Raw genomic sequence first — 26,997 nt, 5'->3', positions numbered from 1 at the left:
ACGCATGCCGATCTACAGGGCGCCGGTCCAGGACACACTGTTTGTGTTGAACGAGGTACTGGGCTACCAACGCTATTCCAACCTTCCCGGATTTTCCGACGCGACGCCGGATGTGGTCGAGGCCATCCTCGCCGAGGGCGCCAAGCTCGCCGAAAACGTCATGCAGCCGCTGAACCGCGTCGGTGACATGGAAGGTTGCGCGCGCCATGACAATGGCTCGGTGAGTACCCCGAAAGGCTTCAAGGAGGCCTTCGACCAGTATCGCGATGGCGGCTGGATGGGACTGGCCGCACCCGTCGAATTTGGCGGCCAGGGTCTGCCTTACGCGGTGCATACTGCTGTTTCCGAATATATGGTTTCGGCCAACATGTCGCTGATGATGTATCCCGGCCTGACGCAGGGCGCGATCGCGGCGATCATTACTCACGGCACCGACGAGCAGAAGGCGATCTGGCTGCCGAAGCTGGTCGAGGGCGCCTGGACAGGCACCATGAACCTGACCGAGCCGCATTGCGGCACCGATCTCGGCCTGCTGCGCACTAAGGCGGTTCCCAATGGCGACGGTACCTACAGGATCTCAGGCCAGAAGATATTCATATCGGCCGGCGAGCACGACATGTCGGACAACATCGTCCACCTCGTTCTGGCCCGCATCGAGGGCGCACCGGAAGGCGTGAAGGGCATTTCGCTGTTCATCGTGCCGAAGCTCAAGCTCGATGCATCAGGCAATCCTGGCGAGAAGAACACCGTGTCCTGCGGCTCGATCGAGGAGAAGATGGGCATCCATGGCAATTCGACCTGCGTCATGAACTATGACGAGGCGCAAGGCGCGCTGCTCGGCGAGGCCAATGGAGGGCTGAAGGCCATGTTCACGATGATGAACGAGGCCCGGCTCGGCGTCGGCCTGCAAGGGCTTTCTCTGTCGGAGGTCGCCTACCAGAACGCTGTGTCCTATGCCAAGGATCGCCTGCAGGGTCGCTCGTTGTCCGGGCCGAAGGCGCCGGACAAGAAAGCCGATCCGATCATCGTCCATCCCGACATCCGCCGCAGCCTGATGACCATGAAGGCCTTCAACGAGGCCGGCCGCGCGCTGGCGCTGTGGACGGCGATCAAGTCGGACATCGCTCACCGTGCCAGTGACGACAAGGACCGCCAGGCTGCCGACGACTACACCGGCCTGATGACGCCGGTGGTCAAGGGCGTGCTCACCGACAAGGGTTTCGACCATGCGGTGATGGCGCAGCAAGTGTTCGGCGGCCACGGCTACATCGAAGAGCACGGCATGAGCCAGTTCGTGCGCGATGCCCGCATCGCCATGATTTACGAAGGCGCCAACGGCATCCAGGCACTCGACCTCGTCGGCCGCAAGCTGGCTTTGAATGGCGGCCGCGCCGTGCAGGCCTTCTTCAAGGAGGTCGGCGAATTCTGCGAGGAGAACCGCACCGACGAGAAGATGGCGCTTTTCACCAAGGCGCTGAAGAAGGGCCTCAACGATCTGCAGGCGGCGACGATGTGGCTGATGCAGAACGGCATGGCCAAGCCCGACAACGCCGGCGCCGCCTCGACCGACTACATGCATCTCTTCGGCCTGGTGGCGCTGGGCTACATGTGGGCGCAGATGGCCAAGGCAGCCGGGGCGAAATTGGCGAATGGCGCCAATGGGGCTTCGACCTTCTACGACAGCAAGCTGGTGACGGCGCGCTTCTTCATGGAGCGGATTATGCCGGAGACGTCGGCGCATCTCGCCCGCATCTCCAGCGGCGCCGAGACATTGATGGCACTGCCGGCGGAAGCGTTCTAAGCTCGACAGCGTCGGTACAGCCGGCCTTAACCTGTCGATACGCGGAGGAAATCGTGGCGACAAATCCCGCCGAAGTGCTTGCTTTGCCCAAACCCGCCTGGGCGGCAGACGAGGTCGGCATGCTCTACGACATGGCGCACCGCTTCATGTCGGAAGAGATCGCGCCGCGCTATGACGAGTTCGAGAAGAACGAGATGGTCGACCGCGAGTGCTGGCTGAAGGCGGGCGCGGCCGGTCTGCTCTGTGCCTCGATGCCGGAGGAATATGGCGGTTCGGGCGGGACATTCGCGCATGAGAGCGCCATCATCGAGGCGATCGGCCACGTCGGCGTCGACGGTTTCGGCATCGGCCTGCACAATTCGATTGTCGCCCCTTATATCCTCCATTATGGCTCGGAGGAGCAGAAGAAGAGATGGCTGCCGAAACTGGCGACCGGCGAGCTGATCGGCGCCATCGCCATGACCGAGCCCGGCGCCGGCTCCGACCTGCAGAGCGTCAAGACGCGAGCCGAGAAAGATGGCAACCAGTACAAGTTCAACGGCTCGAAGACCTTCATCACCAACGGCCAGCTCGCCAATTTCATCATAGTCGTCACCAAGACCGATCCGGAGAAGGGCGCCAAGGGCACTTCGCTGATCGTCGTCGAGACCGACGAGGTGGAAGGGTTCGAGCGTGGCCGCAACCTTGACAAGATCGGGCTCAAGGCCAACGACACGTCGGAACTGTTCTTCAACGATATGCGCGTGCCGACCTCCAATCTGCTCGGCCACGAGGAAGGCCAGGGCTTCGTCCAGCTGATGCAGCAATTGCCGCAGGAGCGGCTGCAGATCGGCACTGGCGCCATCGCCATGATCGAGCGGGCGCTGGCGTTGACCATCGACTACGTCAAGGAGCGCAAAGCCTTCGGCAAGGCGATTATCGAATTCCAGAATACCCAGTTCAAGCTCGCCGAACTGAAGACCGAAGCTACCATCGGCCGGGTCTTCTACAACGACTGCGTCACACGCCATATCAATGGTGGCCTCGACCCGGCGACGGCCTCGATGGCCAAATACTGGCTGTCAGACCTCCAGGGAAAAGTCGTCGACGAGTGCCTTCAATTGCATGGCGGCTATGGCTACATGAATGAGTATCCGATCGCCCGCATGTTCCGCGACGCTCGCGTCCAGCGTATCTACGGCGGCACCAACGAGATCATGAAATTGCTGATTGGACGCTCTCTCTGATCGACTTTTCGGCAAACCAAGGAGCAGGAAAATGGCCGAAGCTTATGTCTATGACGCAGTGCGAACGCCGCGCGGCAGGGGCAAGAAGGATGGCTCGCTGCACGAGGTGCCGGCGGTGCGGCTCGGCGCCAAGGTGCTTGAGGCGATCCGCGACCGCAATGGGCTGGATACCGGCATCGTCGACGACATCATCTTCGGTTGCGTCGACCCGGTCGGCGAGGCGGGTTCTGTCATTCCGCGTGCTGCCGCCTTCGAGGCGGGTTACGACACGAAAGCGCCCGGCATGCAGATCTCGCGTTTCTGCGCCTCTGGCCTGGACGCCATCAATTTCGGCGCGGCCAAAATCGCGCAAGGCGCCGACGAGATCGTCATCGCCGGCGGCGTCGAATCGATGTCGCGCGTCGGTATGGGCGCATCCGGCGGCGCCTGGTTCATGGATCCTTCGGTCGGCCTGCCGGGCTGGTTTGTGCCGCAAGGCATCTCGGCCGATCTGATCGCCACGAAATACGGCTTTTCGCGCGACGACGTCGACGCCTATGCGGTCGAGAGCCAGAAGCGCGCCGCCAAAGCCTGGGGCGAAGGCCGCTTCAAGAATTCGGTGATCTCGATCAAGGATCAGAACGGCCTGACCATCCTCGACCACGACGAGCACATGCGGCCTTCGACCGATATGCAGTCGCTGGCCGCACTCAACCCGTCCTTTGTCATGCCCGGCGAAATGGGCGGCTTCGATGCCGTCGCGGTGCAGAAGCATCCCGAGGTGGAGGAGGTCAATCACGTCCACCACGCCGGCAATTCGTCCGGCATCGTCGATGGCGCGGCGGCCGTTCTGCTCGGCTCCAAGAAGGCTGGAAAGTCGCTCGGCCTGAAGCCGCGCGCGCGCATCCGTGCATTCGCCAATATCGGCTCGGAACCGGTGCTGATGCTGACCGGTCCGGTTGACGTGACCGAGAAGCTGCTGAAGCGCGCTAGGATGAAGCTGTCGGACATCGACCTGTTCGAGCTCAACGAGGCGTTCGCCTCGGTGGTGCTGCGCTACATGCAGGCTTTCGACATTTCGCACGATAGGATCAACGTCAATGGCGGCGCCATCGCCATGGGCCATCCGCTCGGCGCGACAGGTGCGATGATCTTCGGAACGGTGCTGGACGAACTGGAGCGCCGCGACCTGAACACCGCGCTGGTGACGCTCTGCATCGGCGCCGGCATGGGCACCGCAACGATCATCGAACGCGTCTGACCGGGAGAAAGACGATGAGCTACACCAATTTCACCCTCGACATCGACGCTGACGGCATCGCGCTGGTCACCTGGGATATGCCTGGCCGCTCGATGAACGTCTTCACCGAAGAAGCGATGCTGGAACTGAACGCCATCGTCGACAAGGTGGCGAGCGACGCGGCGATAAAGGGGGCGGTGATCACCTCCGGCAAGGATAGTTTCTCTGGCGGCGCCGACATCACCATGCTGCAGAAGATGTTGGCGACCTTCGCGGCCGACAAAGCCAAGGACCTGGACAAGGCGACCAAGGCGCTGTTCGAAAATGCCGGCTATATGAGCGGCCTGTTCCGCAAACTGGAAACCTCAGGCAAGCCGTGGGTGTCGGCGATCAACGGAACCTGCATGGGCGGCGCATTCGAGCTGTCGCTCGCTTGCCATGGCCGTGTCGCGGCCGATTCCGACAAGGTCAAGATGGCGCTCCCCGAAGTGAAGATCGGCATCTTCCCGGGCGCCGGCGGCACCCAGCGCGTGCCGCGGCTGACCGACCAGCAGCAGGCGCTGCAGATGCTGACCTCCGGCCAGACGCTGTCGCCGCAGAAGGCCAAGTCGATGGGCCTGATCCACGAGATCGCCGAGCCGAAAAAGCTGGTCGAAACCGCCAAAGCCATGATCAAAAATGGCTTGAAGCCGGTGGCGCCGTGGGACGAGAAGGGCTTCAAGTTGCCCGGCGGCCCGGTCTATTCAGTGGCCGGCGCCAATCTGTGGCCTCCGGCAATCGCCATCCTGCGTCGCGAGACCTATGGCAACTACCCTGCCGCCGCCGCCATCCTAAAATGCGTCTATGAAGGCCTGCTGGTGCCGTTCGACACCGCCTTGCGCATCGAGCAGCGCTATTTCACCGAGATCATGCAGACCAGGGAAGCGGCGGCGATGATCCGCTCGCTGTTCGTGTCGCTGCAGGAACTGAACAAGGGCGCGCGTCGTCCGAGCGGCGTGCCGGAAACCAAGTTCAAGAAGATCGGCGTGCTCGGCGCCGGTTTCATGGGCGCCGGCATCGCCTATGTCACGGCCAAGGCCGGCATTCCGGTGGTGCTGCTCGACCGCGACATGGAAGCTGCCGCCAAGGGCAAGGCGCATTCGGACAGCCTGATCTCGGATCAGGTCAGGAAGGGCCGCGCCAAGCCAGAGGACAAGGACAGGCTGCTGTCGCTGATCACGCCGACGGCAGACTATGCCGACCTCGCAGGATGCGACCTGGTGGTCGAGGCGGTGTTCGAGGATTCGGGCGTCAAGAAGGACGCCACCGAAAAGGCGGAGGCCATGCTGAAGCCGTCGGCGGTCTTCGCATCGAACACGTCCACCATCCCGATCACGTCGCTGGCGAAGAATTCGGCGCGGCCGAAGAATTTTATCGGCATCCATTTCTTCTCGCCGGTCGACAAGATGATGCTGGTCGAGATCATTTTGGGCAAGAAGACGGGCGACAAGGCGCTGGCCGCCGCGATCGACTTCGTCCGCGCCATCAAGAAGACGCCGATCGTCGTCAACGACACGCGCGGCTTCTACGTCAACCGCTGCGTGCTGCGCTACATGTCGGAAGCCTACAAGATGCTGATCGAGGGCGTTCCGGCGCCGATGGTCGAGAACGCGGCGAAGGCCGCCGGCATGCCGGTCGGTCCTTTGGCGCTCACGGACGAAACGGCGATCGACCTCGCGCAGAAGATCATGAAGCAGACCATGCGCGATCTCGGCGAAAACGCGGTCGACCCGAAGCAGATGGCGCTGATCAACACGCTGGTCGACACGCATGGTCGCTTTGGCCGCAAGAACGGCAAGGGTTTTTACGACTATCCGCAAAAGCCTGCCAAGAAGAAGGTGTGGCCGGGCCTGAAGGATCTCTATCCGCAGTTGGCGCCTGAAAAGGTCGGCTATGAGGAACTGAAGCAGCGGCTCCTGGTCACCATCGCGCTAGAGGCGGCGCGGGTGATGGAGGAGGGCATCGTCACCGATCCGCGCGAAGCCGATGTCGGCTCGATCCTCGCCTTCGGCTTCGCGCCCTTTACCGGCGGCGTGCTGTCCTACATCGACGGCATCGGCGCAAAGAAATTCGTCAAGATCGCCAAGGGCCTGCAAAAGAAGTACGGCGCCGAGTTCAAGGCGCCCAAGCTCCTGCTCGACATGGCGGAGAAGGGCGAGACTTTCTACGAACGCTTCGATCCCTATGCCAGGAGCGAAGCCAAGAAGGCGGCGTAACGCCGCCTTCGGTGGTGGACAAAATCACGGCCACCGGTTAGAACGGAGAAGGTATTTTTTCCTGTTCTGAAGGAGAGCAAAAGTGCTCTCGCATGACCGCGTATGGGCCGCCATCGATGCTCTCGCCGAGCGCTATTCGCTCTCGGCCTCCGGGCTGGCGAAACGCGCGGGCCTCGATTCGACTGCCTTCAACAAATCGAAGCGGCTGTCCTCGGACGGGCGGCCGCGCTGGCCGTCGACCGAATCGCTGGCCAAGATCATCGAGGCGACGGGCGCCTCGCTCGACGAATTCACGGGGCTGGTCGAAGGCCGGGGCAAGCCCGTTCCCGGATCTCTGCCCGCACAGAGGTCTTCGGTGCCGCTGCTCGGCTTCGCCCAGGCCGGCGCCGGCGGCTTCTTCGATGATGCCGGTTTTCCGGCGGGGCAGGGCTGGGACCTGATCGAGCTTCCGGCACAGGCGACCGAAACCTCCTATGCGCTGCAGGTTCAGGGCGATTCCATGCTGCCGCTCTACCGCAATGGCGACGTGCTGATCGTCGAGCCGGGCGCTGCCACCCGCAAGGGCGACCGGGTGGTCGTCAAGACCAATGCCGGCGAGGTCATGGCGAAGGTGCTGGACCGTCAGTCGTCGAAGTCGATCATGCTGGTCTCGCTCAATCCCGATCACCCGGACCGCGAAATCCCTATGCGCGATGTCGAATGGGTGGCGCGGATTGTCTGGGCAAGTCAGTAGGGGCCGCCAGTGCGTCCGCTACATGCAGCCGCTGCCGTGTTGACGATCTTGGTTATGGGGGCCGCGATCGTCGCCGGCGGCCGCGCCGTGCTTCAAGGCGAAAACGGCCGTGTCGCGGCTCGAGCGCAGGCTGGCATGGCGGCGCAATCCGACGCGCCTGCCACATCAGCGATCCCGCGACCCAAGGCGGCAAGGCCGGAGGCGCATTCCAGGGCCATCGATCCCGAGGTCGTCGCGCCGCCGCAGCTTCGGCCCGAAGAGCTTGAACGGGTCGAGCCGCGCGCCCCGCTGAGTGACCTGGCGCTGGCCGGACCCCCTAAACCGCCCAAATTGAAAATGCCCGACGACTGGAACGGGACAAAACTGTTCCAGCCGGTTGCGCCGGCCGCCGGTGTGATCGAGGCCAAGGGCTACTCGGTCGCGATTTCGGGTATCGACATCGTCACGCAGGACGAGACTTGCGCCGACGGCGGCAAGTCCTGGACGTGCGGCAGCCGGGCGCGAACGGCGTTCCGTGCTTTCCTGCGCGGCCGGGCGGTGGTTTGCGCGGTGCCGCCCGAAGGCGGCCGCGACCTGATCGCCGCCGAATGCCGCGTTGGCAACCAGGATGTCGGTCAGTGGTTGATCGAAAACGGCTGGGCGCGCGCAGCAGAGGGTGGCCCTTACGTCGAGGCCGGCGAGAAGGCGCGTACGGCGAGGAAGGGCATTTTCGGGCCGGCGCCCAGTCTCGCCGGCCTGCCTCCGGCACCAGCCCCTGTCGCGGCAGCGCAGCCGACGCAGCTGATTCTCGACCCGTCGGCGACGGCTTCGCCGCCAACCGAGACGACGGCTACGCCGCCAGCTGACCAGCCAGCGCCTTCTGAATGAGCGCGCGGGTTTCTGCGATGCCGTAGAGCGCGGCGAAGGAACCGAAGCGTGGGCCGCGCTCCTGTCCGATCAGCACCTGGTAGATCATCTGGAAAAAGGCGACGGACACGCCCGGCCCGCCCTCCGGGCTCTGCTTCGAATGGTCCTGATAGCGTTCGATCTTGCGCGCGACGTTGAGGGCGGCATTCTGGATCACCTCGCCATCGGCATCTGGCGGCAACGCGACGAGCGCCTCGGAGAGTTTCGTCAGCGCCTCGCGCTCGACCGCGTCGGCGGCCCGGTACACCTTGGCCGGCTTCACGAAATCGTCGAAATAGCGGATCGCATATTCGGCCAGCCGGTCGAGCTCGGGATGGGTCTTCGGCGTCACGCCCGATGTGTGGCGCGAAATGAACCCCCACAGCACGTCCTTGTTCTGGGCGTTCGAGGCGCTGACCAGATTGAGCAGCAGCGCGAACGACACCGGCAGGTCGACGACAGACGGGTTACCGTCATGCATGTGCCAGACGGGGTTTCCCAGCCGCTCCTTCCACTCCTGCCGGCGATAGGCGGACAAAAAGGCGTAATACTCGTCCACCGCCTTCGGAATGACGTCGAAATAGAGCTTCTTTGCCTGCCGCGGCCGCTGGTACATGTAGAGTTCGAGGCTTTCGGTCGGCGCGTAGGTCAGCCACTCGTCTATGGTCAGTCCGTTGCCCTTCGACTTCGAAATCTTCTGGCCGTTCTCGTCCAGGAACAGCTCATAGACGAAATGCTCCGGCGCCCGCCCGCCCAGGATATTGCAGATACGGTCGTAGATCACCGCATTCGTCTGGTGGTCTTTGCCGAACATTTCGAAATCGACGCCGAGCGCCGCCCAGCGCATGCCGAAATCCGGCTTCCATTGCAGCTTCACCTTGCCGCCGGTTATGGGCAGCGTGGTTTCGGTGCCGTCGTCATCGAAGGTGATAGTGCCGGCCTTGGCGTCGACACGCTTCATGGGGACGTAAAGCACGCGGCCACTTTTGGGGGAAATCGGCAAGAACGGACTGTAGGTCGCCTGACGCTCCACTCCGAGCGTCGGCAGCATCACGTCCATAATCTTATCGAAACGTTCGGCAGCGCGCAGCAGAACGTCGTCGAAACGGCCAGCCTTGTAGTATTCCGTCGCGCTGGCGAACTCGTAGTCGAAGCCGAACGTGTCCAGGAAACGGCAAAGCATTGCGTTGTTGTGGTCTGCGAAGCTCGCATAGTCGCCGCCGAAAGGGTTGGGGACGGACGAGAGCGGCTTGTGCAGGTGCGGCTCGAGTGCGGCGCGATCGGGGACGTTGTCCGGAATCTTCCGCATGCCGTCCATGTCGTCGGAAAAGCACAATATTTTGGTCTTGACCGCGTCCCGGGTGAGGACGCGGAAGGCATGGCGCACCATCGAGGTGCGTGCGACCTCGCCGAAAGTACCGATGTGCGGCAGCCCCGACGGACCGTAGCCCGTCTCAAACAGAACGGTCTCGGGAAAATCAGTGTCTTTGTAGCGCTCGACGATCTTCCTGGCTTCTTCGAACGGCCACGCCTTGCTTTCAGCCGCTGCCGCAAGCACCTCGGGATTGAGATCGACGATGTTTGATCCCGCCATGTCACTGTTTCCAAATCGTTCGCCGGCATCGCCGCAAATGGGGGCCGGAAGAGGTTTTCAACCGGTCTCTAGGCGTGCCTGCCGTGGGCGTCAACGATCGCGGCTCTTTTTCCTTGCGGCGTCGGTGCCGCGTTCCTAACTTCGGAGCCCGTTTGAGGAGTTTTAAATGTCGTTGCCGCCGCATGAAGCCCTGATCTATCTGATGGTCATCACCTCCGCGTCCGATCGCGACATGACCAATGTCGAACTGGCGCGGATCGGCGACGTCGTCCGCTCATGGCCGGTGTTCGAGGATTTCGACCACGACCGGCTGGTCGGCGTCGCCCAGGACTGCCAAAAGATGCTGCACGAAAAGGACGGGCTGGAAGGCGTTTTGGCGCGGGTCGCTGAAGCACTGCCCGAACGCCTGCTTGATACCGCCTATGCCGCAGCCTTCGAGGTTGCGGCCGTCGACCTCGAAATGCGTTTGGAGGAGGTGAGGGTGCTGCAGCTTATCCGTCGCCAACTCGATCTCGACACGCTCACCGTCGCCGCCATCGCCCGTGCCGCCAAGGCCCGCCTGCGCACGTTGACTTGATCCAGGCCCTGAAGACTCAGAAAAACTGACCGGACCGGACTGGAAAACTGACCGGGACCGGACTAGAAAACTAACCGGACAGGATCAGAAAAAACTGACCGGGAAATAGCGCAGATAAAATTCGGCGAAGGTGCCCTTCACCGAAATCTCCTGCAGTGCGTAGTCGAACGCTGCGGCCAGCGCCGGATCGTTGGCCCTGGTGGCGATGGCCATGCCCGAGCCCAGATATTCTGGCGCCAGATACGGGCCGCCGGCAAAGCGGCAGCAGGCTGCGGCATCCGACCCGCCCAGCCAGAAGGCGAAGCGCATGCCGTCACCGAAGGCGGCGTCGATCTTGCCGGCCTTGAGATCATCATAGAGCTCTTCCGGCCGGTCGAAGGGGACGACCTGAACGGTGCCGAAATAGTCGCGCAGCATCCGCTCATGCGCGGAGCCGGCTACCACGCCGACACGCTTGCCGCGCAGTCTGTCGAAGATCGGTTCCGTGAACGCCTTTGTCTTCGGCATGATGAAGCGCGCCGGAAACTGCAGGTAGGAACGCGAGAAGGCGTATTTCGACCGCGACTCCGGCGTGGCGGCGATGCCGGCAATGATCGCTTCGCCTTCGCCCTTCTGCAGCGCCCCTTCGAGCTCGGCCCAAGGCAGCGCCTGGATCTGGCATTTTTCCGCGATGCCGAGTTGGGCGCAGATGGCGCGTGCCAGATCGACGTGGAAGCCAGACAAGCGACCCGCTCCGTCGAGGAAGTTGAACGGCGGGAAATCGGTGGTGGTCAGAAATCTAAGACGCGGCAGCGCGGAAAGGTCAGGCTTCGGCAGCCGCTCCTTGGCATCCCACAGCACCGGCACTTGCGGCTCCGCGGCACGCGCTGCCGTGAGCCACTGTGCCCCGGTGATTGCCAGCATCAAGACGATGGTTGTCCACCGAATTGCCACGATCGAGCTCCGCCCTGTCCTGTCCAATGTGGCTTTTGGTACGAAAATGCCACAGGCACAACGGTTTTTGATTTCATCACGCCGATTTAGGGTTATGCTTCAGCGAGCTTGCAAACATGTGGGGCGTCGGCTGGAGGGTAGCCGCAAGGCGCTGCAAACAGAGAGGAGCAGGTTTGTAATCCGGGGTCGATGGCAAAGTGCGGGTCAAGCGCTGGACCGTTGATCTCAACGCGGAAGGCAACATGGGGTAGATGTTGCAATGGGCCACTTCGATCGCACACTGGAATTCATAGAACAGCTGCAGCACGCCAATACGGCGGCTGCGGTCTGCGAAAAACTGCTTGGCATAACCTCGGAGTTCGGTCTGACGGCACTTATGGCCGGGACGGTTCCGCAACCGGGCACGCCAAGAGGCCAGCAAAAGGACCATGTGCTGCTTTGCGAGTGGCCGGGAGAATGGCTGGAGCGCTACGTCGCGCGCAACTATGTCGACCACGACCCCGTCGTCAGCCACATGAAGCAGCTTCAGGCGCCGTTCCAGTGGCGGGAGGCGTCTCAGGGCATCCGCATCGACAAGAGCAGCGGCGAAGTGATGGGCGACGCCGGCGAATTCAAGCTGCGCGACGGATTGGCCTTCCCGCTGATCACGCTCGACGGCCAGATCGTCATGGTGTCGCTCGGCGGCGAGGCCGTCGAATTGTCGGGCGCCGAGTTTGGGCTGGTGTCGCTGGTGGCGACTTATGCGATTGGCCGCGCCATGCAGATCCACACGATGGCGGCCAAGACCATCGACCACGTCGAACTGACGCCGCGTGAGCGCGAATGCATGCAATGGGCCGCCGTCGGCAAGTCCGAATGGGAGATTTCACAGATTCTCGGCATTTCGGAACACACGTCAGAGAAACACCTTCTTAACGCCAAAAGCAAACTCGGTGCCGTCAACCGGGTACAGGCGGTCGCGGAAGCGATAAGGCGCGGCTATATTAGCTAGCTCGGCCGTGCCGGCCTAGAAATTCTTGCCTACGTGATCGCGTAATTTTCTCGGGACAGCCCGGCCGTATCTTCCTATTGAACCTAGGAGACGGCAGATGCTTTTTTCCCTTACCACACAGGAACTTATGGAACGTCCCGACCTTTGGGAGGCCGTTCATCGTTTGCGCTACAAGATTTTCGTCGAGGAGATGGGGTGGACCGATCTGCAGCGCCCTGATGGCCTTGAGATCGACCAGTTCGACCATGACGAGGCGGTGCATCAGCTCGTCATCCGCAATGGCGAGCTCGCCGGTTATCAGCGGATGTTGCCGACAACGCGGGCGCATCTCCTGACCGAGGTGCTGGCGGACCTCTATGAAGGGACGCCGCCGTCCGGGCCGAACGTCTGGGAACTGACCCGCTATGCGGTGGCGCCGGGCTTTCGTGACGGCAAGCGCGGCGTCTCGACGGTCGGCACCGAGCTCATTGCCGGCTTCGTCGAGTGGGGGCTGAGGCGCAACGTCAACCAGGTGATCATCGAGTTCGAGCCGATGTGGGTCCTGCGGGCGCTGCAATTGCACTTCCTGGCGAAGCCGCTTGGCTACCAGCGCACCTATGGCAACCAGCAGGTCGTCGCGACGCTGCTCACCTTCAACGAGCATACGCTTGAGGTGGTGCGCTCGCGTCGCAGTCATTTCGCGCCGGTGCTGGCCAGGGGTTATCCCGACAGGCTCGGAATGAGGCAGGCCTCGTGAGAATTGGAGACAGCCATGAACATCCACCCGCAAACAGAGTTCCGCAATCATACGCTAATTGTCACGGTGTCGTCGGATGACGGCCGGCCGGTGCTGGACGGGCGAGCCTATGAAAGCCTGGCCAAGATCTTCCACGAAGCCGCAATCGACGATGATGTGCGCGTCGTGGTGCTGCGCGGCCTCGCCGGCTGCTTCTGCCTTGGCGGCGATTTTTCCGAATTCCTCGACGCCACCAAGCATCAACGATTGATCGCCGCCGTCACCGACATGTTCCGCACCTTGGCGACGTTCCCCAAACCAGTCCTTGCCTGTGTCGATGGCGACGCCGTCGGCGTCGGCTGCACCATCCTGTTCCATTGCGACATGGTGATCGCATCTGATGAAAGCACGTTCCGGGTGCCGTTCGTCGATTTCGGCCTCGTGCCGGACGCGGCGACCAGCATCCTGGCGCCGCAGAAACTCGGTTATGCCGGCGCCTTTCGCTTCTTCTGCCTGGGCGACACGCTCAGTGCCGAGGACGCCAGGATGCTTGGCCTGGTCACGGAGATCGTGGTGGGCGATGTCGAGGAAGCCGCACTTGGCAGAGCCAGGCAACTCGCCAAGAAGCCGGTCGCTGCACTGCTGCAGACGCGCGACCTGCTCAAGGGCGACACAGGCGCGCTCTGCGATCGCATTGACCAGGAGATTTCGCTGTTTCAGCAGGCTTTGCAGGACGATACCACGCTGAAGCGGCTGCAGCGGATTGCCCGGCTGGCGGCATAAGAAGTCATTCGGCAGAATGACAGGAATATTCGGAATCGTGCCGCGCGTCCTTGGGGGCGCGCGGCAGTGCTTCAGGCCTGTGGTCCCAGGAACGAAGGCCCTTCCCCGATGATCTTCTTGTCTTCCTTGCCGATGGCGTCAAGATCGCGGCCGTCATAGGGAAGCGACAACAGGATGCGCCGAATGATGGCAAGTCGTGCGCGCCGCTTGTCGTTGGCCCGCACGATGATCCAGGGCGCGAATTCCTCGTGGGTGCGTTCGAACATGAGATCGCGAGCCTTGGTGTAGTCGTCCCATTTGGTGATGCCGGCAATGTCGATCGGCGAGAATTTCCAGCTCTTCAAAGGACTCCAGCGGCGATCGTGAAACCGCTCAAGCTGTGTTTCCCGACCGATGTTCAACCAGAATTTGAAGAAATGGATGCCCTCGTTGCAGATCATCCGTTCAAAATATGGCGTCTCGTCCAGGAATTTCTCATGCTGCTCCGGCGTGCAGAAGCCCATGACCGGCTCGACGCCGGCGCGATTATACCAGGAGCGGTCGAAGGTGACGAACTCGCCGGATGTCGGAAAGTGCGCGACATAGCGCTGGTAATACCATTGCCCGAGTTCGGTCGGGGTCGGCTTGGTCAGCGCAACGTTGCGCGCTGTCCTGGGGTTCATGTACTGGCGCAGCGCGAAGATCGTGCCGCCCTTGCCTGCGGCATCGCGTCCTTCGAACAGCGACATCACCCGCCCGCCCGTCGATTGCAGCCATGCCTGTGCCTTGACCAGCTCGATCTGCAGCCGCTCGAGCGTCTCGTCATACTCGTCGCTTTTCATTTTCTTGTCGTAGGGATAGCCGCCGGCGGTCAGCTTGTTGTGTTCGACCCAGTCCGGAAGCTTGGGATCCTCGATGTCGAATTCGCGCTCCTTGCCGTCGATGCGGATCTTCAGCGGACCTGGAACAGGCGCGGCGGCATCTTCCTTGGAGCTTTTCATCGAGACGAACCTTTCCAGTTTCCAGACTCATGCTATTGGGAGCCTTACTGCATCGGCCCGAAAATCGGAATCGATTTCGCAAAGAACGATGCAGCAGATTGAGAGTGGTAGAGCGTCCTTTGTGCGTCCAATTGGACGCACGGCGCTCTAGCGCCGGTCCAGCGGGAAGTTCCACCCGCCCGGCCGGGTGGGGGCGGAGGCACAGTGCGCGCGAATGGCTGACAATGGCTGACATGGGCGCAGAACAGCGAAGCACGGCGCAACTGGTCGCTACCCGGTTGTGGAACAGCCGCTGGCTGCTGGCCGCCGGCATTGTCGCGGTCCTGACCGTCTATGGTTTCGCAGACACGTCCGGCTATGTGGTGCTGCTGGCATGTGCCGTACTGCTGCTTGCCGCCGCGATGCTGCCGGCCAGCGTTGCGCGCCAGTCCGCGGAGGATGCCGCGGCGATCGAGGCGGGCGGGCTACAACAGCTGTCGGGAGAATATCTGGCGGCCGCCGTTGCCGATCCGCTGATCATCTTTGATCGCACCGCCACGATCGTCCATGCCAACGCCGCCGCCTTCGCCGCCTTCGGCGGCATCGCACCGGGCATCTCGCTGTCGCTTAAATTCCGGGCGCCCGAGATGCAGGCCTTGCTGGACAGTATTTTATCGGGCGCCGCCGCTTCGGATGTCGTTGACTATACCGAAAAGCTGCCGGTCGAACGGGCCTATCGGGTGAGTGCGTCTTCGGTCGGTCACGGCACCGACCTCTATGTGCTGGTCTTCAAGGACCAGAGCGAGGCGCGCCGGATCGACCGGATGCGCGCCGACTTCATCGCCAATGCCAGCCACGAACTGCGCACCCCGCTCGCCTCGATCTCCGGCTTCATCGAGACGCTGCGCGGCCCGGCCCGCAATGACCCGGCGGCGCGCGAGCAGTTCCTGCAGATCATGCAGAACCAGACCGGCCGCATGGCGCGCCTGATCGACGACCTGCTGTCGCTGTCGCGGCTGGAGATGAAACCCTATCTGAAGCCGGGAACCGAGGTCGATCTCCGTCAGACCCTCGACAGCGTCATCGATTCGCTGGGGCCGCTTGCCAGGGAAAACGGCGTTGCCATAGAGCGGGATTTCGCAGAAGGGCCGCTTGATGTGCCCGGGGATCGCGATGAACTTTTCCAGGTTTTCGAAAATCTGCTGGAAAACGCCTGCAAATACGGGCAGTCGGGTGGACGTGTCATGGTGACGATTGCTCACCGCGATGACGGTCCCGAACCGGGCATCGACGTCACCATCCGGGACTTCGGCCCCGGCATTCCCGAGGAGCATATCCCGCGCATTACCGAACGCTTCTACCGCGTCGATGTCGAAAACAGCCGGACCCAGAAAGGCACCGGTCTTGGCCTGTCCATCGTCAAGCATATCTTGACACGCCACAATGCCAGGCTCTCGATCAAGTCGGAGGTCGGCAAGGGCGCAGCTTTCACGGTGCATTTGCCGGCGCACTGACGCCTCACTATCTAAGAAGGCGTCGGCCCGAAAACCGGAAGATTTCAGGATAGCCGGATGCGTGGATAAGGGATTTAGAGCGTACTCTGTATCAAGTGAACGCACGTCGCTCTAACGGTTTCTTTTTTCTGTCATCCGGCTAGCATATCAGCGGGGATTCGAGGAAACGACTGGGACCAGAAGACCCCGGGAAGGCATCCCTATGCAATCCGTGCACATCGTCAGCGCCTACGACGAGGAGCTGAAATATTTGTCGAAGCGCATCGCCGCGATGGGCGGGCATGCCGAACGCATGGTCGAACAGGCGATCGCGGCCCTGGTCAACGCCGACCCCGGCCTTGCCCAGAAAGTCATCCGTGACGATTCTGTTCTGGACGAAGGGCAGCGCGAGATCGACGACAAGGCGATCATCATCATCGCCAAGCGCCAGCCGATGGCGACGGATTTGCGCGAGATCGTCGGCGCGATCCGCATCTCGGCGGACCTCGAACGGGTCGGCGACCTCGGCAAGAATGTCGCCAAGCGCGTGGTTGCCGTCATAGAAGGGCGCCAGCCGACCAGCCTGTTCCGCGGCATTGAGGCCTTGGCCGACCTGGCGTTGACGCAGCTCAAGGAAGTGCTCGACGTCTACGCGTCGCGCTCGGTGGAAAAAATCGGCTTCGTGCGTGATCGCGATGATCAGATCGATGCCGTGTACACCTCGCTGTTTCGCGAGTTGCTGACGTACATGATGGAAGATCCGCGCAACATTACGCCTTGCACGCACCTGCTGTTTTGCGCCAAGAATATCGAGCGGATCGGCGATCATGCCACCAATATCGCCGAGACGATCTACTACATCGTCACCGGCGACCAGATGCCGGCCGAGCGGCCGAAGGGCGACAAGACAGACAAGATTGTTGTCCCGGGAGCGCCACCCGCGAAGTGAACGGCTGCCTCTCGAACCCATTGCTGATTTAGGCTAAGCTTTACCGAACGTTCCTGATCCTGACCCGAGGCCATGCCTCCAGGAGGTAGCGATGGAAACCGTTCGGAACCTGACGCCGGCCCCGCCGACATCGGCCATCATCGCTTCCAGCGTCTATACCGCCGGCCGGCGTGTCGCCGACATTCCGATCGAGGAAGCTGGCGAATGGGCCAAGAAGCCAGGTCATGTCGTCTGGATCGGCCTGCTGGAGCCGGACCGCAACCTGTTGCTTCGCGTCCAGGCGCAATTCCATCTGCACGATCTGGCGATTGAGGACGCCGAGCATCCGCATCAGCGGCCGAAGATCGAGCAATATGGCGATGCGTTGTTCATCGTTGCCCGCACGGCTCAACTGATCGACAGGCGCGTCACCTTCGGTGAGACGCATCTGTTCGTCGGCGCCGGTTATATCGTCAGCGTCAGGCACGGTCCGTCGACTTCTTATGCCGCCGTTCGCCAGCATTGGGAAAGCTGCCCGCTTTCGCTGGCCAAGGGCGAGGATTTCGTCCTCTATGCCATTCTCGATTTCATCGTCGACAACTACATGCCGGTGCTCGAGCAGATCGAGGACGAGGTCGAGGCGATCGAGGACAAGGTCCTGCTAAGGCCTATGACTGGAACTGATATCGAGCGGCTCTATATGCTGCGCCGCGATCTGTTACGCTTGCGCAATGCGGCGCTGCCGCTGGTGGAGGTCTGCCGCCGGCTGACCAGCGCCGACCTGCCGCAGATCCACGCAGCCATGCACCCGTTGTTTCGCGACGTGACAGATCATATCCGCACCGTGCAGGAAAAGATCGACAGTTTGCGGGAGGTTCTCGCCTTTGCCTTCGAGGCCAGCCTCCTGGTGGGCCAGAGCCAGGAAACGGCGAACACCAAGAAACTGGCCTCGTGGGCTGCCATCTTGGCGGTGCCGACGGCGCTCGCCGGCATCTACGGCATGAATTTCGACGACATGCCGGAACTGAAGATGGAATATGGCTACCCGCTCGTGCTGGCTGCGATCGCTGCGATCTGCTCTTTCCTGTACTGGCGTTTTCGCAAGAATGGGTGGCTGTGAAATAGAAGGGAGTAGGGCAGTAAGGGAGTAGGGCAGTAAGGGAGTAGGGCAGTATGTAGTGCGTTGCCAAGGGTCGCACTCACAAAGCCTAATCTTTACCTACTCCCATACTGCCCTACTCCCCTATTGCCTTATCTACTCCGCCGCCGCTCTGATGCGGGCTGGAACGCAATGCGAGCGTGGTACTTGCAATAGGGTCCGGTTTCGGCCGCGTCGTTGCCGCAGAAATGGAACTCTTCCGAAAGCGGATCGCCATTCGGCCATTTGCATGTCCGCTCGGTTAACTCGACGAGTTGCAGATGCCGCGAGATCGGCACGACGACGTTCTCGACCGGACGGACGTAATGACGCGCCACCGGTGCGGTGTCGAATTGCGCCTGCAGCGCGGTCGCGCCGATCGACGTGGTGATATGCCGCGCAGTGCTCGCCGCCCGCGACACCGATTTATGGACGCTCGATCCTTGCACGCTCTTTTTCTGGCGTGCCGGCGTGGCGGTCGAGCGTCCGCGGCCCGACAGTTTCAGCCGATGCACCTTGCCGATGACGGCATTGCGGCTGACGCCCCCGAGCTGTGCTGCGATCTGGCTGGCGCTCAGTCCCTCCGACCACAATTTTCTAAGAAGATCGACCCGCTCGTCAGTCCAGTTCATGAGACCGCGCTCCTGCTGAAATGTGCGGCGATCGGAATCCTTCCACGATCCGGCTTCCGCCGGGCAGACACCACATATATCGGGTGATTAGGTCCGCCGCACGAAATCTAGTTATTTCTCGACTACAATTACCTTATGCGCTGACTCGGTGACAAGAGTCCGAGGGCCAACACGAATCGGTTTTTTCGGTTTTCCCCAACTTGCCCGGTCGCTGATGGGCCGGCGTCTCGCTGGAGAGCTTGCCGCGCGTCCTCGCGCGACGTTTTCGTTGACTTCATGGCCGAAAAACACGATAAGCCGCAAAGGCCGCCGCTTTGGCGGCTTTTTGATTTTCCGGTTCCGGAGACGCATATAATGAGCGGTTCGGCGCTTTTCGAGACCTTTACCCGCGCACCCCTGGCCTTCGACCATGGGGAAGGCACTTGGCTGGTCACCGACAAGGGCGAGCGATATCTCGATTTTGGCGGCGGTGTCGCCGTGAATTCGCTGGGCCACAGCCATCCGCATTTGGTCTCGGCACTCACCGAGCAGGCGGCCAAGGTCTGGCACGTCTCCAACCTCTACGAGATTCCGGGGCAGAGCCGTCTGGGCGAGCGGCTGGCCGACGCCACCTTCGCCGACAAGGTGTTCTTCACCAATTCCGGCGCCGAGGCGCTGGAATGCGCCATCAAGACGGCGCGGCGCTACCACTTCGTCAAGGGCCATCCCGAGCGCTTTCGCATCATCACCTTCGAAGGCGCCTTTCATGGCCGCACGCTGGCGACCATCGCCGCGGGCGGCCAGTATAAATACCTGGAAGGCTTCGGACCCAAGGTCGAAGGTTTCGACCAGGTCGGCTTCGGCGACATCGACGCCGCCGAAAAGGCGATCACCCCCGAGACCGCCGCGATACTGATCGAGCCGGTGCAGGGCGAGGGTGGCATCCGCCCGGTGCCGACGCAGTCGCTGAAGCGGCTGAGGCAGCTCTGCGAACAGAATGGCCTGCTCCTGATCTTCGACGAGGTCCAGTGCGGCATCGGCCGCACCGGAAAATTGTTCGCGCATGAATGGGCTGGCGTCACGCCTGACATCATGGCGGTTGCCAAGGGCATCGGCGGCGGCTTCCCGGTGGGCGCCTGCCTCGCCACCGACGAGGCGGCCGTCGGCATGACCGCCGGCGTGCACGGCACCACTTTCGGCGGCAATCCGCTGGCGATGGCGGTCGGCAACGCCGTGCTCGACGTGGTGCTGGAGGACGGCTTCCTGGAGGATGTCCAGCGCAAGGCGCTGCTGCTAAAGCAGGGGCTGGCGGGTGTCGCCGACGAATTTCCTGATATCATCGAAGACATCAGGGGCACCGGCTTGATGCTCGGCCTGAAATGCGCCGCACCCAACACCAAGGTGAATATGGCGTTGCGCGACCAGCATCTGCTGGCTGTTCCGGCCGGTGACAACGTCCTTCGCCTGCTGCCGCCGCTCACCGTCACCGACGCCGAGATCCATGAAGCGCTCGACCGCATCCGCGCCGGCGCCAGAGGCCTGGCCGATGCCATAGCCGCGGCTGCCGCGAAGTAACAGTCGAAAGACCCCAAATGAGCCTTCGCCATTTCACCGATCTTTCCGCCGTCTCCGAGGGCGATCTGCGCTTCATGCTGGACGATGCCGTCGTGCGAAAGGCAAGGCTCAAGGCTGGCGAGCGGACAAAACCGCTCGAAGGCAAGGTGCTGGCGATGATCTTCGACAAGCCGTCGACGCGCACGCGCGTATCCTTCGACGTCGGCATGCGCCAACTCGGCGGCGAGACCATCATGCTGACCGGCACCGAGATGCAGCTCGGCCGCTCCGAAACCATCGCCGACACGGCCAAGGTGCTGTCGCGCTATGTCGATGCGATCATGATCCGAACCACATCGCATGACCGGCTGCTGGAGCTGACCGAGAACGCCACCGTTCCCGTCATCAACGGGCTGACCGACGATACCCATCCGTGCCAGCTGATGGCCGACGTCATGACTTTCGAGGAGCATCGCGGTCCGGTCGCCGGCAAGACCATTGCCTGGACCGGCGACGGCAACAACGTGCTGCATTCGCTGCTGGAGGCCTCAGCGCGGTTCCGCTTCAATCTCAACGTAGCCGTGCCGGAAGGCAGCGAGCCGGCGCAGAAGCATGTCGACTGGTCGAGGGCGCATGGCGGCAAGTTGAACTTCACCCGCTCGCCCGAGGAGGCGGTCCACGAGGCCGACTGCGTCGTCACCGACTGCTGGGTGTCGATGGGCCAGGAGCACCGTGCTCGCGGCCATAATGTCTTCTCACCCTACCAGGTCAATGCGGCGCTGATGGCGAAGGCGAAGCCCGATGCGTTGTTCATGCACTGCCTGCCGGCGCATCGTGGCGAGGAGGTCACTGACGAGGTCATCGACGGGCCACATTCGGTGGTGTTCGACGAGGCCGAGAACCGGCTCCACGCCCAGAAGGCGGTTTTGGCCTGGTGTCTGGGCGCTTGATCCGGGCCGCCTTGATCCGGGAGTACGTGATGCCTATCTCAGCCGCATCACGCAAATCGAGCGCGTTTCGACGCATGCGCCCCGGAGGGCGGCATGGCCGCGCCCCGGAGCTTTGTCATGTTGGAAACTCATCAATTGGCTGAACATCAACCCAAACTCGGCGAATTCGGCTACGCCGGCGACGATCATGTCGTGCCCTTCGAGGTCGGCCCGCTCGACGTGCGCGGCCGCACCGTCCAGCTCGGGCCGATGCTCGACGCGATCCTCAGCCGTCATGACTATCCCGAGCCGGTCGCCCGCCTGCTGGCGGAAGCCTGTGTGCTGACGGTGCTGCTTGGCACCTCGCTCAAGTTCGAGGGCAAGTTCATCCTGCAGACCCGCACCGACGGGCCGGTCGACATGCTGGTGGCGGATTTTTCCACGCCACAGGCGCTGCGCGCCTATGCTCGCTTCGACGCCGACCGGCTGGAGGCACTGACATCTGTCGGCGAGATCTCGCAGCAGACGCTGCTCGGCAGCGGTGTCCTGGCGCTGACCATCGACCAGGGTGCCCACACGCAGCGCTATCAGGGCATCGTCCAGCTCGACGGTGAGACGCTGGAGGAGGCCGCGCGCACCTATTTTCGCCAGTCGGAACAGATCCCGACCGACCTCAGACTCTCGGTGGCCAAGCTGTTGACGCCCAGTGTCGGCGGTGCCCGCGAGCAATGGCGTGCCGGTGGCATCCTTGCGCAATTCCTGCCGCAATCGGCGGAACGCATGCGCGTGCCCGACCTTCCGGGCGGCGACGGCGATCCGCGCGATGAGATACATGATCCGGCCGACAATTCCTGGCAGGAACTGCTGGCATTGCTTGGCACCATCGAGCCGACGGAACTGATCGACCCGACGATCGGCGCCGAGCGGTTGCTTTACCGGCTGTTCCACGAGCACGGCGTCCGCGTCTTCGGCGGCGTACCGGTAGCCGACGAGTGCTCATGCTCCAGGGAGAAGATCCGCGGCATACTCGAAGGTTTCTCAGCCGACGAGATCAGGGACAGCACCGAGGATGGCGGCATTCATGTCGCCTGCGAATTCTGCTCGAAGCAATATGACTTCGATCCGGCGGAGTTTGCCGCGGCGCAGTAGACCATGATCCCGACCGAAGGTCCGTGCATCGAAAAGTGGAAAGCGTTTTTTGCTTCGCTGACCTTCGGTTCGGAAAAGGTCCTGGTCTAAGAGTTAGAGCCCATCCCGATTCTATCGGGATGGATCAGGTCTAGCTGGTCAGTTGACGGTGCGCCGCGTGCCCGGCAGATCGAGCGAAAAGGCGGGGATGGCGACGTCGAACGTCTCGCCTCGCTTGTTGCGCATCGTATAGTGGCCGACCATGATGCCGGACGGCGTCGAGAGCGGGCAGCCAGACGTATATTGATAACTGTCGCCGGGGTTGAGTTCGGGCTGGTCGCCGACAACGCCGGCGCCGCGCACTTCCTCGACCCGGCCGGTGCCGTCGGTGATGTGCCAATAGCGTGACAGAAGTTGTACGAATTCATCCGACTGGTTGTCGATGGTCACCTGGTAGCCCCAGACATAGCGGTTCTCCGACGGGTCGGAGCGATCTTCCAGATAGAACGGCCTGACCTGTACTTCGATGTTGCGCGTAACGGCGCTGTACATATCCTACTCCACAATATGCAGACGGAACTTTCGACGCTCTCCGCAGTTTGGTCAACGGCGCGCTTCCGTCGTTGCCCGACTCGTTTGCGCGCAGGTGCCGAAGAACAATGTCATTTAAGTGACACATGACAATGATGGTGTGCGCAGGGCCGGGCGACTCAGCATTCCGTCGAACTGTTGAAAACGGCTATCATGCGGCTGGCTTTTCTGGAGTGACCAGATATCGATGGAACTGACAGTCACAGCCGCCTTGCTTTCCACAGCTCTGCTTCTCGTCAATCTCGCCAGCATCCTGCTCGCTTCGTTGAAGCTGAAGCGGCCTGGCAGGATCGCGCCGCCAGCCGGCAAGGCGCCTCCGGTGTCGATCGTCGTGCCGTCGCGCGGCGTCGAGCCGTTTGCCGAGGAGACGCTCGAGCGCGCCTTCTCTCTCGACTGGCCGCGCTATGAGCTCATCTTCTGCGTCGCCCATGCCGACGACCCGGTGGCCAGGCCGGTCACCGATGCGATTGCCCGTTTTCCGGCCGTGCCGGCCCGGCTGCTCGTCGGCGACGACCGCATCAGCGGCAATCCGAAACTCAACAATTGCGTGAAGGGCTGGGAGGCGGCGCGCCACCGCTGGGTCATCCTTGCCGATTCCAACGTTCTGATGCCGAGGGATTATGTCCAGCATCTGATGGCGGCATGGCGGCCGGACACCGGCCTTGTCTGCTCGACGCCGATCGGCTCGCGGCCGGACGGGTTCTGGGCTGAGGTCGAATGCGCCTTCCTCAACACGCTGCAGGCGCGCTGGCAATATACCGGCGAGGCGATAGGCCTTGGCTTTGCCCAAGGCAAGAGCATGTTGTGGGACAAGCCCATGCTCGACGCCAATGGCGGGATCCGTGCGCTTGCCGCCGAGATCGCCGAGGATGCCGCCGCGACCAAGCTGGTCAACGGGCTTGGACTGCGCGTCAATCTCGTCGCCTCGCCCTTTGAGCAGCCGCTCGGTTTTCGCACGCTCGGCGAAATCTGGTCGCGCCAGGCCCGCTGGGCACGCCTGCGTCGCGTCACCTTCCCACTGTTCTTCGCACCCGAAATACTGGTCGGCGCGGCGGTGCCGCTGGCGCTTGCGCTGGTTGCTGCGGCCGGCGCCGGCTTCAGCCTGTCGGCGACCGCCCTCGTTGTGCTGGTAGTCGCCTATCTCCCGGAATGCGCTCTCGCCTCGGCCAAGAGCTGGCACCTGTCGCTACGCATGGTCCCGGCGATGATGGCGCGCGATTGCATCCTGCCGATTGTCTGGGCGCGTGGCTGGCTCAGCGGTGCCGTCGACTGGCGTGGCAACACGATGACCATCCACACCAGCGCCGTTGCGGAATTGGAAGAGACCCCGTCGGGCGCCTGACCGCGCCTGATTTTGACGATTCGAGCGACACCGCCCAGTGCACTATCTGGCGGCTTTCAGGGCCTGCTCGATGTCTTCGAGCAGGTCGTCGGTGTCCTCCAGGCCGACGGACAGCCTGAGCGTGCCTGGCCCGATGCCGAGTTCGGCCCGCGCCTCGTCGCTCAGATTCTTGTGTGTCGTCGTCGCCGGATGGGTGATCAGGCTCCTGGCGTCACCGAGATTGTTAGAGATCAGCACGATATCGAGCGCGTTCTGGAAGGCGAAGGCCGCCTGCTTGCCGCCCTTGACGTCGAGGCAGATCAGCGTCGAGCCGCCCGACATCTGCCTCTTGACGACCGCCGCTTGCGGGTGATCGGCGCGGCCGGGATAGATGACGCGGGCGATTTCCGGCCGCTCGGCGAGGAAGTCCGCGATCCGGCCGGCACTTTCCGTCTGCTGGCGCACGCGCAGCGGCAGCGTTTCCAGGCCCTTCAGCAGCGTCCAGGCGTTGAACGGCGACAGGCTGGGACCGGTGTGGCGGAAATAATCGTGCAGGTTCTCGTCGATCCATTTCTTGTCCGACAGGATGACGCCGCCGAGGCAGCGCCCCTGGCCGTCGATGTGCTTGGTCGCCGAATAGACGACGATATGGGCGCCGAGCTGCAACGGCTTCTGCTGCAAGGGCGTGGCAAAGACATTGTCGACGATCAGCCGCGCGCCGATCGAATCGGCAAGCGAGGCGACGGCTGCGATGTCGACGACTTCCAGCGTCGGATTGGTCGGGCTTTCAAGGAAGAACAGCTTCGTGTTGGGCCTGACCGCCTTTTCCCAATTGGCGATTTCGGTGCCATCGACCAGCGTCGCCTCGATGCCGTATTTCGGCGCCAGCGTCTCGACCACCCAGCGGCAGGAGCCGAACAGCGCGCGCGCCGCCACGATGTGGTCGCCGGCCTTGGCGCTGCACAGCAACGCCGCTGTCACCGCCGCCATGCCGGATGCGGTGGCGCGGGCATCTTCGGCACCTTCCAGCGCACACATGCGCTTCTCGAACATGTCGACCGTCGGATTGGCATAGCGCGAATAGATGAAGCCCGGTTCCTCGCCCTTGAAGCGGGCTTCCGCCGCCTGCGCCGTATCGTAGACATAGCCTTGCGTGAGATACATCGCCTCGGAGGTTTCGCCGAAGCCGGAACGCAGCGTTCCCGCATGCACGAGTGCGGTCTGAGGCTTCCAGTTGCGCTTGTTGCTCGTCATCACCTTGTTCCAAACACCAAAAATGGCCCAAATACAAAAAAACCGGCCGCGAAAGTCGCAACCGGTCCATATGGCCTTTCGGGCCGACGGTCCTTTAGCGACTTGTTTAACGTGGCTGCAAGCCGACCGGCCAAATCACCACGGGATAACGACCCTTTAAACCCGCACCACGCTTGCGTCAATTGCCGGCATGATTAAGAGGTTTGTACCAGCGGGTTCCGCGGCAGGAACCTGCGACAAAACGAGACCACGCCCGGCCTTCGAGCGGAGCCAGACTTTGCGGCAGACAGGCATTCTTCCCGATCAGGATATTTCCGCGCTGTTCCAGTCGGGCGCGCTGAAATCGCCGCGCGCGCTCGATGCCGACCAGGTCCAGCCGGCCAGCCTCGACCTTAGGCTTGGCGACAAGGCCTGGCGGGTGCGCGCCTCCTTCCTGCCCGGCCCGAACCACAGGGTTGCTGAAAAACTCGACCGCCTGAAGCTGCACGAAATCAATCTCGCCGACGGTGCGGTGCTGGAGACGGGCTGCGTCTATATCGTGCCGCTGCTTGAGAGCCTGGCGCTTCCGGCAAACGTTTCGGCCTCGGCCAACCCGAAGAGCTCGACCGGACGGCTCGACATCTTCACCCGGGTGATGACCGATCGCGGCCACGAGTTCGACAAGATCGCTGCCGGCTACAACGGCCCGCTCTATCTGGAAGTCAGCCCGCGCACCTTTCCGATCGTCGTCCGTGCCGGCTCGCGGCTGTCGCAGATCAGGTTCCGCACCGGCAATGCGCTTTTGTCGGAAAGCGAGCTGCACGAATTGCATCGTGCCGAGACGCTCGTCGCCACCGAGCCGCCGAACATTTCCGGCGGCGGCATCGCACTGTCGATCGACCTCGATGGCGACAAGGACGGGCTGGTCGGCTACCGCGGCAAGCACCACACCGGCCTGGTCGATGTCGACAAGCGCGCCGCGCAGGATGTTGTCGATTTCTGGGAGCCGCTCTACAAGAGCGGTGCTGGCGAACTGGTGCTCGATCCCGATGAATTCTATATCCTCGTCAGCCAGGAGGCGGTGCATGTGCCGCCGCTCTATGCCGCCGAGATGACGCCTTTCGATCCGCTGGTTGGCGAGTTCCGTGTCCACTATGCCGGTTTCTTTGATCCGGGCTTCGGCCATTCGGCGGCCGGGGGCACCGGCAGCAGGGCTGTGCTCGAAGTGCGCAGCCACGAAGTGCCGTTCATCCTCGACCACGGCCAGATCGTCGGACGGCTGGTCTACGAGCACATGCTGAAGCGGCCGCAGGCGCTCTACGGCACAGATCTCGGCTCGAATTATCAGGCACAGGGCCTGAAACTGTCCAAACATTTCCGCGCCGCGCGCTGATCTCCGA

General features: G+C 62.6%; 24 protein-coding genes and 1 riboswitch. Of the genes, 18 read left to right on the top strand and 6 right to left on the bottom strand.

The window, feature by feature from the left end:
- The first annotated feature begins 4 nt into the window (after positions 1-4).
- From A9K68_RS31030 to A9K68_RS31005, 6 genes are all read left to right on the top strand, one after another.
- Positions 5-1,801, top strand: a complete 1,797-nt coding sequence (locus A9K68_RS31030) for an acyl-CoA dehydrogenase (protein WP_065005852.1) — start codon at positions 5-7, stop codon at positions 1,799-1,801.
- A 53-nt stretch (positions 1,802-1,854) separates the two neighbouring features.
- Positions 1,855-3,027, top strand: coding sequence for an acyl-CoA dehydrogenase family protein (locus tag A9K68_RS31025; RefSeq protein ID WP_082982087.1), 1,173 nt, complete (start codon positions 1,855-1,857; stop codon positions 3,025-3,027).
- A gap of 31 nt (positions 3,028-3,058) precedes the next feature.
- Positions 3,059-4,267, top strand: coding sequence for an acetyl-CoA C-acetyltransferase (locus A9K68_RS31020; protein ID WP_029356856.1), 1,209 nt, complete (start codon positions 3,059-3,061; stop codon positions 4,265-4,267).
- Positions 4,268-4,281: 14 nt separating this feature from the next.
- Positions 4,282-6,501 (top strand): 3-hydroxyacyl-CoA dehydrogenase NAD-binding domain-containing protein, encoded by a 2,220-nt coding sequence (locus A9K68_RS31015; protein WP_065005851.1) that lies wholly within the window; start codon positions 4,282-4,284, stop codon positions 6,499-6,501.
- 82 nt (positions 6,502-6,583) lie between these two features.
- Positions 6,584-7,234, top strand: a complete 651-nt coding sequence (locus A9K68_RS31010) for a helix-turn-helix transcriptional regulator (RefSeq protein ID WP_065005850.1) — start codon at positions 6,584-6,586, stop codon at positions 7,232-7,234.
- A gap of 9 nt (positions 7,235-7,243) precedes the next feature.
- A complete protein-coding gene (locus A9K68_RS31005; protein ID WP_065005849.1) occupies positions 7,244-8,101 on the top strand; it encodes a thermonuclease family protein in 858 nt (285 codons plus the stop codon).
- Here the strand turns inward: A9K68_RS31005 and A9K68_RS31000 are convergent.
- Positions 8,064-9,713: a lysine--tRNA ligase gene (locus A9K68_RS31000; protein ID WP_065005848.1), complete on the bottom strand. Its 1,650-nt coding sequence runs from the start codon at positions 9,711-9,713 to the stop codon at positions 8,064-8,066. The two genes, A9K68_RS31005 and A9K68_RS31000, sit on opposite strands and share 38 nt — an antisense overlap.
- A 166-nt stretch (positions 9,714-9,879) precedes the next feature.
- Here A9K68_RS31000 and A9K68_RS30995 point away from each other — a divergent pair, with 166 nt between their 5' ends.
- Complete coding sequence (locus tag A9K68_RS30995; protein WP_029356850.1) at positions 9,880-10,290, top strand: tellurite resistance TerB family protein; 411 nt, start codon at positions 9,880-9,882, stop codon at positions 10,288-10,290.
- Between the two features lie 84 nt (positions 10,291-10,374).
- Here the strand turns inward: A9K68_RS30995 and A9K68_RS30990 are convergent, their stop codons facing one another.
- The gene (locus A9K68_RS30990; protein ID WP_065005847.1) at positions 10,375-11,193 is read right to left on the bottom strand and encodes a transporter substrate-binding domain-containing protein; all 819 of its coding nucleotides are present in this window, start codon (positions 11,191-11,193) and stop codon (positions 10,375-10,377) included.
- A 289-nt stretch (positions 11,194-11,482) separates the two neighbouring features.
- On the opposite strand from A9K68_RS30990, the gene A9K68_RS30985 reads away from it, so the two are divergent.
- From A9K68_RS30985 to A9K68_RS30975, 3 genes are all read left to right on the top strand, one after another.
- The gene (locus A9K68_RS30985) at positions 11,483-12,214 is read left to right on the top strand and encodes a LuxR family transcriptional regulator (protein ID WP_065005846.1); all 732 of its coding nucleotides are present in this window, start codon (positions 11,483-11,485) and stop codon (positions 12,212-12,214) included.
- Between the two features lie 97 nt (positions 12,215-12,311).
- Positions 12,312-12,950 (top strand): acyl-homoserine-lactone synthase, encoded by a 639-nt coding sequence (locus A9K68_RS30980; RefSeq protein ID WP_029356847.1) that lies wholly within the window; start codon positions 12,312-12,314, stop codon positions 12,948-12,950.
- Positions 12,951-12,965: 15 nt separating this feature from the next.
- Positions 12,966-13,712 carry an enoyl-CoA hydratase-related protein gene (locus A9K68_RS30975; protein WP_082982086.1) on the top strand — a complete coding sequence of 249 codons (747 nt, stop codon included), beginning with the start codon at positions 12,966-12,968 and terminating at the stop codon, positions 13,710-13,712.
- Positions 13,713-13,783: 71 nt separating this feature from the next.
- Here the strand turns inward: A9K68_RS30975 and ppk2 are convergent, their stop codons facing one another.
- A complete protein-coding gene (ppk2, locus tag A9K68_RS30970; protein WP_065005844.1) occupies positions 13,784-14,692 on the bottom strand; it encodes a polyphosphate kinase 2 in 909 nt (302 codons plus the stop codon).
- Positions 14,693-14,916: 224 nt separating this feature from the next.
- Here ppk2 and A9K68_RS30965 point away from each other — a divergent pair, with 224 nt between their 5' ends.
- The 3 genes from A9K68_RS30965 (at position 14,917) to A9K68_RS30955 (ending at position 18,212) form a co-directional block, all read left to right on the top strand.
- Complete coding sequence (locus tag A9K68_RS30965; RefSeq protein ID WP_065005843.1) at positions 14,917-16,185, top strand: ATP-binding protein; 1,269 nt, start codon at positions 14,917-14,919, stop codon at positions 16,183-16,185.
- A 202-nt stretch (positions 16,186-16,387) separates the two neighbouring features.
- Complete coding sequence (gene phoU / locus A9K68_RS30960) at positions 16,388-17,113, top strand: phosphate signaling complex protein PhoU (RefSeq protein WP_065005842.1); 726 nt, start codon at positions 16,388-16,390, stop codon at positions 17,111-17,113.
- Between the two features lie 91 nt (positions 17,114-17,204).
- Complete coding sequence (locus A9K68_RS30955; RefSeq protein ID WP_065005841.1) at positions 17,205-18,212, top strand: magnesium and cobalt transport protein CorA; 1,008 nt, start codon at positions 17,205-17,207, stop codon at positions 18,210-18,212.
- A 131-nt stretch (positions 18,213-18,343) separates the two neighbouring features.
- Here A9K68_RS30955 and A9K68_RS30950 read toward each other — a convergent pair whose 3' ends face one another.
- The gene (locus A9K68_RS30950; protein ID WP_065005840.1) at positions 18,344-18,862 is read right to left on the bottom strand and encodes a GcrA family cell cycle regulator; all 519 of its coding nucleotides are present in this window, start codon (positions 18,860-18,862) and stop codon (positions 18,344-18,346) included.
- Positions 18,863-19,216: 354 nt separating this feature from the next.
- Between A9K68_RS30950 and A9K68_RS30945 the strand changes: the two genes are divergently transcribed.
- The 3 genes from A9K68_RS30945 (at position 19,217) to A9K68_RS30935 (ending at position 22,473) form a co-directional block, all read left to right on the top strand.
- Positions 19,217-20,416, top strand: a complete 1,200-nt coding sequence (locus A9K68_RS30945) for an aspartate aminotransferase family protein (RefSeq protein WP_065006121.1) — start codon at positions 19,217-19,219, stop codon at positions 20,414-20,416.
- Between the two features lie 17 nt (positions 20,417-20,433).
- Positions 20,434-21,345: an ornithine carbamoyltransferase gene (gene argF, locus A9K68_RS30940; protein ID WP_065005839.1), complete on the top strand. Its 912-nt coding sequence runs from the start codon at positions 20,434-20,436 to the stop codon at positions 21,343-21,345.
- 93 nt (positions 21,346-21,438) lie between these two features.
- Entirely contained in the window at positions 21,439-22,473 is a 1,035-nt protein-coding gene (locus A9K68_RS30935; RefSeq protein WP_082982085.1) for an Hsp33 family molecular chaperone, read from the top strand.
- Positions 22,474-22,611: 138 nt separating this feature from the next.
- Here A9K68_RS30935 and apaG read toward each other — a convergent pair whose 3' ends face one another.
- Complete coding sequence (gene apaG / locus A9K68_RS30930) at positions 22,612-23,004, bottom strand: Co2+/Mg2+ efflux protein ApaG (protein ID WP_065005838.1); 393 nt, start codon at positions 23,002-23,004, stop codon at positions 22,612-22,614.
- A 226-nt stretch (positions 23,005-23,230) separates the two neighbouring features.
- Here apaG and A9K68_RS30925 point away from each other — a divergent pair, with 226 nt between their 5' ends.
- Positions 23,231-24,385: a ceramide glucosyltransferase gene (locus A9K68_RS30925; RefSeq protein ID WP_065005837.1), complete on the top strand. Its 1,155-nt coding sequence runs from the start codon at positions 23,231-23,233 to the stop codon at positions 24,383-24,385.
- A 42-nt stretch (positions 24,386-24,427) separates the two neighbouring features.
- On the opposite strand, the gene A9K68_RS30920 is transcribed toward A9K68_RS30925, so the two are convergent.
- Positions 24,428-25,618, bottom strand: a complete 1,191-nt coding sequence (locus tag A9K68_RS30920) for an O-succinylhomoserine sulfhydrylase (protein ID WP_065005836.1) — start codon at positions 25,616-25,618, stop codon at positions 24,428-24,430.
- Positions 25,619-25,692: 74 nt separating this feature from the next.
- Positions 25,693-25,770: riboswitch (SAM riboswitch) on the bottom strand.
- Between the two features lie 125 nt (positions 25,771-25,895).
- Here A9K68_RS30920 and A9K68_RS30915 point away from each other — a divergent pair.
- Positions 25,896-26,990 (top strand): 2'-deoxycytidine 5'-triphosphate deaminase, encoded by a 1,095-nt coding sequence (locus A9K68_RS30915; protein WP_065005835.1) that lies wholly within the window; start codon positions 25,896-25,898, stop codon positions 26,988-26,990.
- Positions 26,991-26,997 lie beyond the last annotated feature (7 nt).

Source organism: Mesorhizobium sp. AA22 (assembly GCF_001672375.2).
Lineage (GTDB): Bacteria > Pseudomonadota > Alphaproteobacteria > Rhizobiales > Rhizobiaceae > Mesorhizobium > Mesorhizobium wenxiniae.
This window is presented reverse-complemented; position numbering and strand designations above follow the sequence as displayed.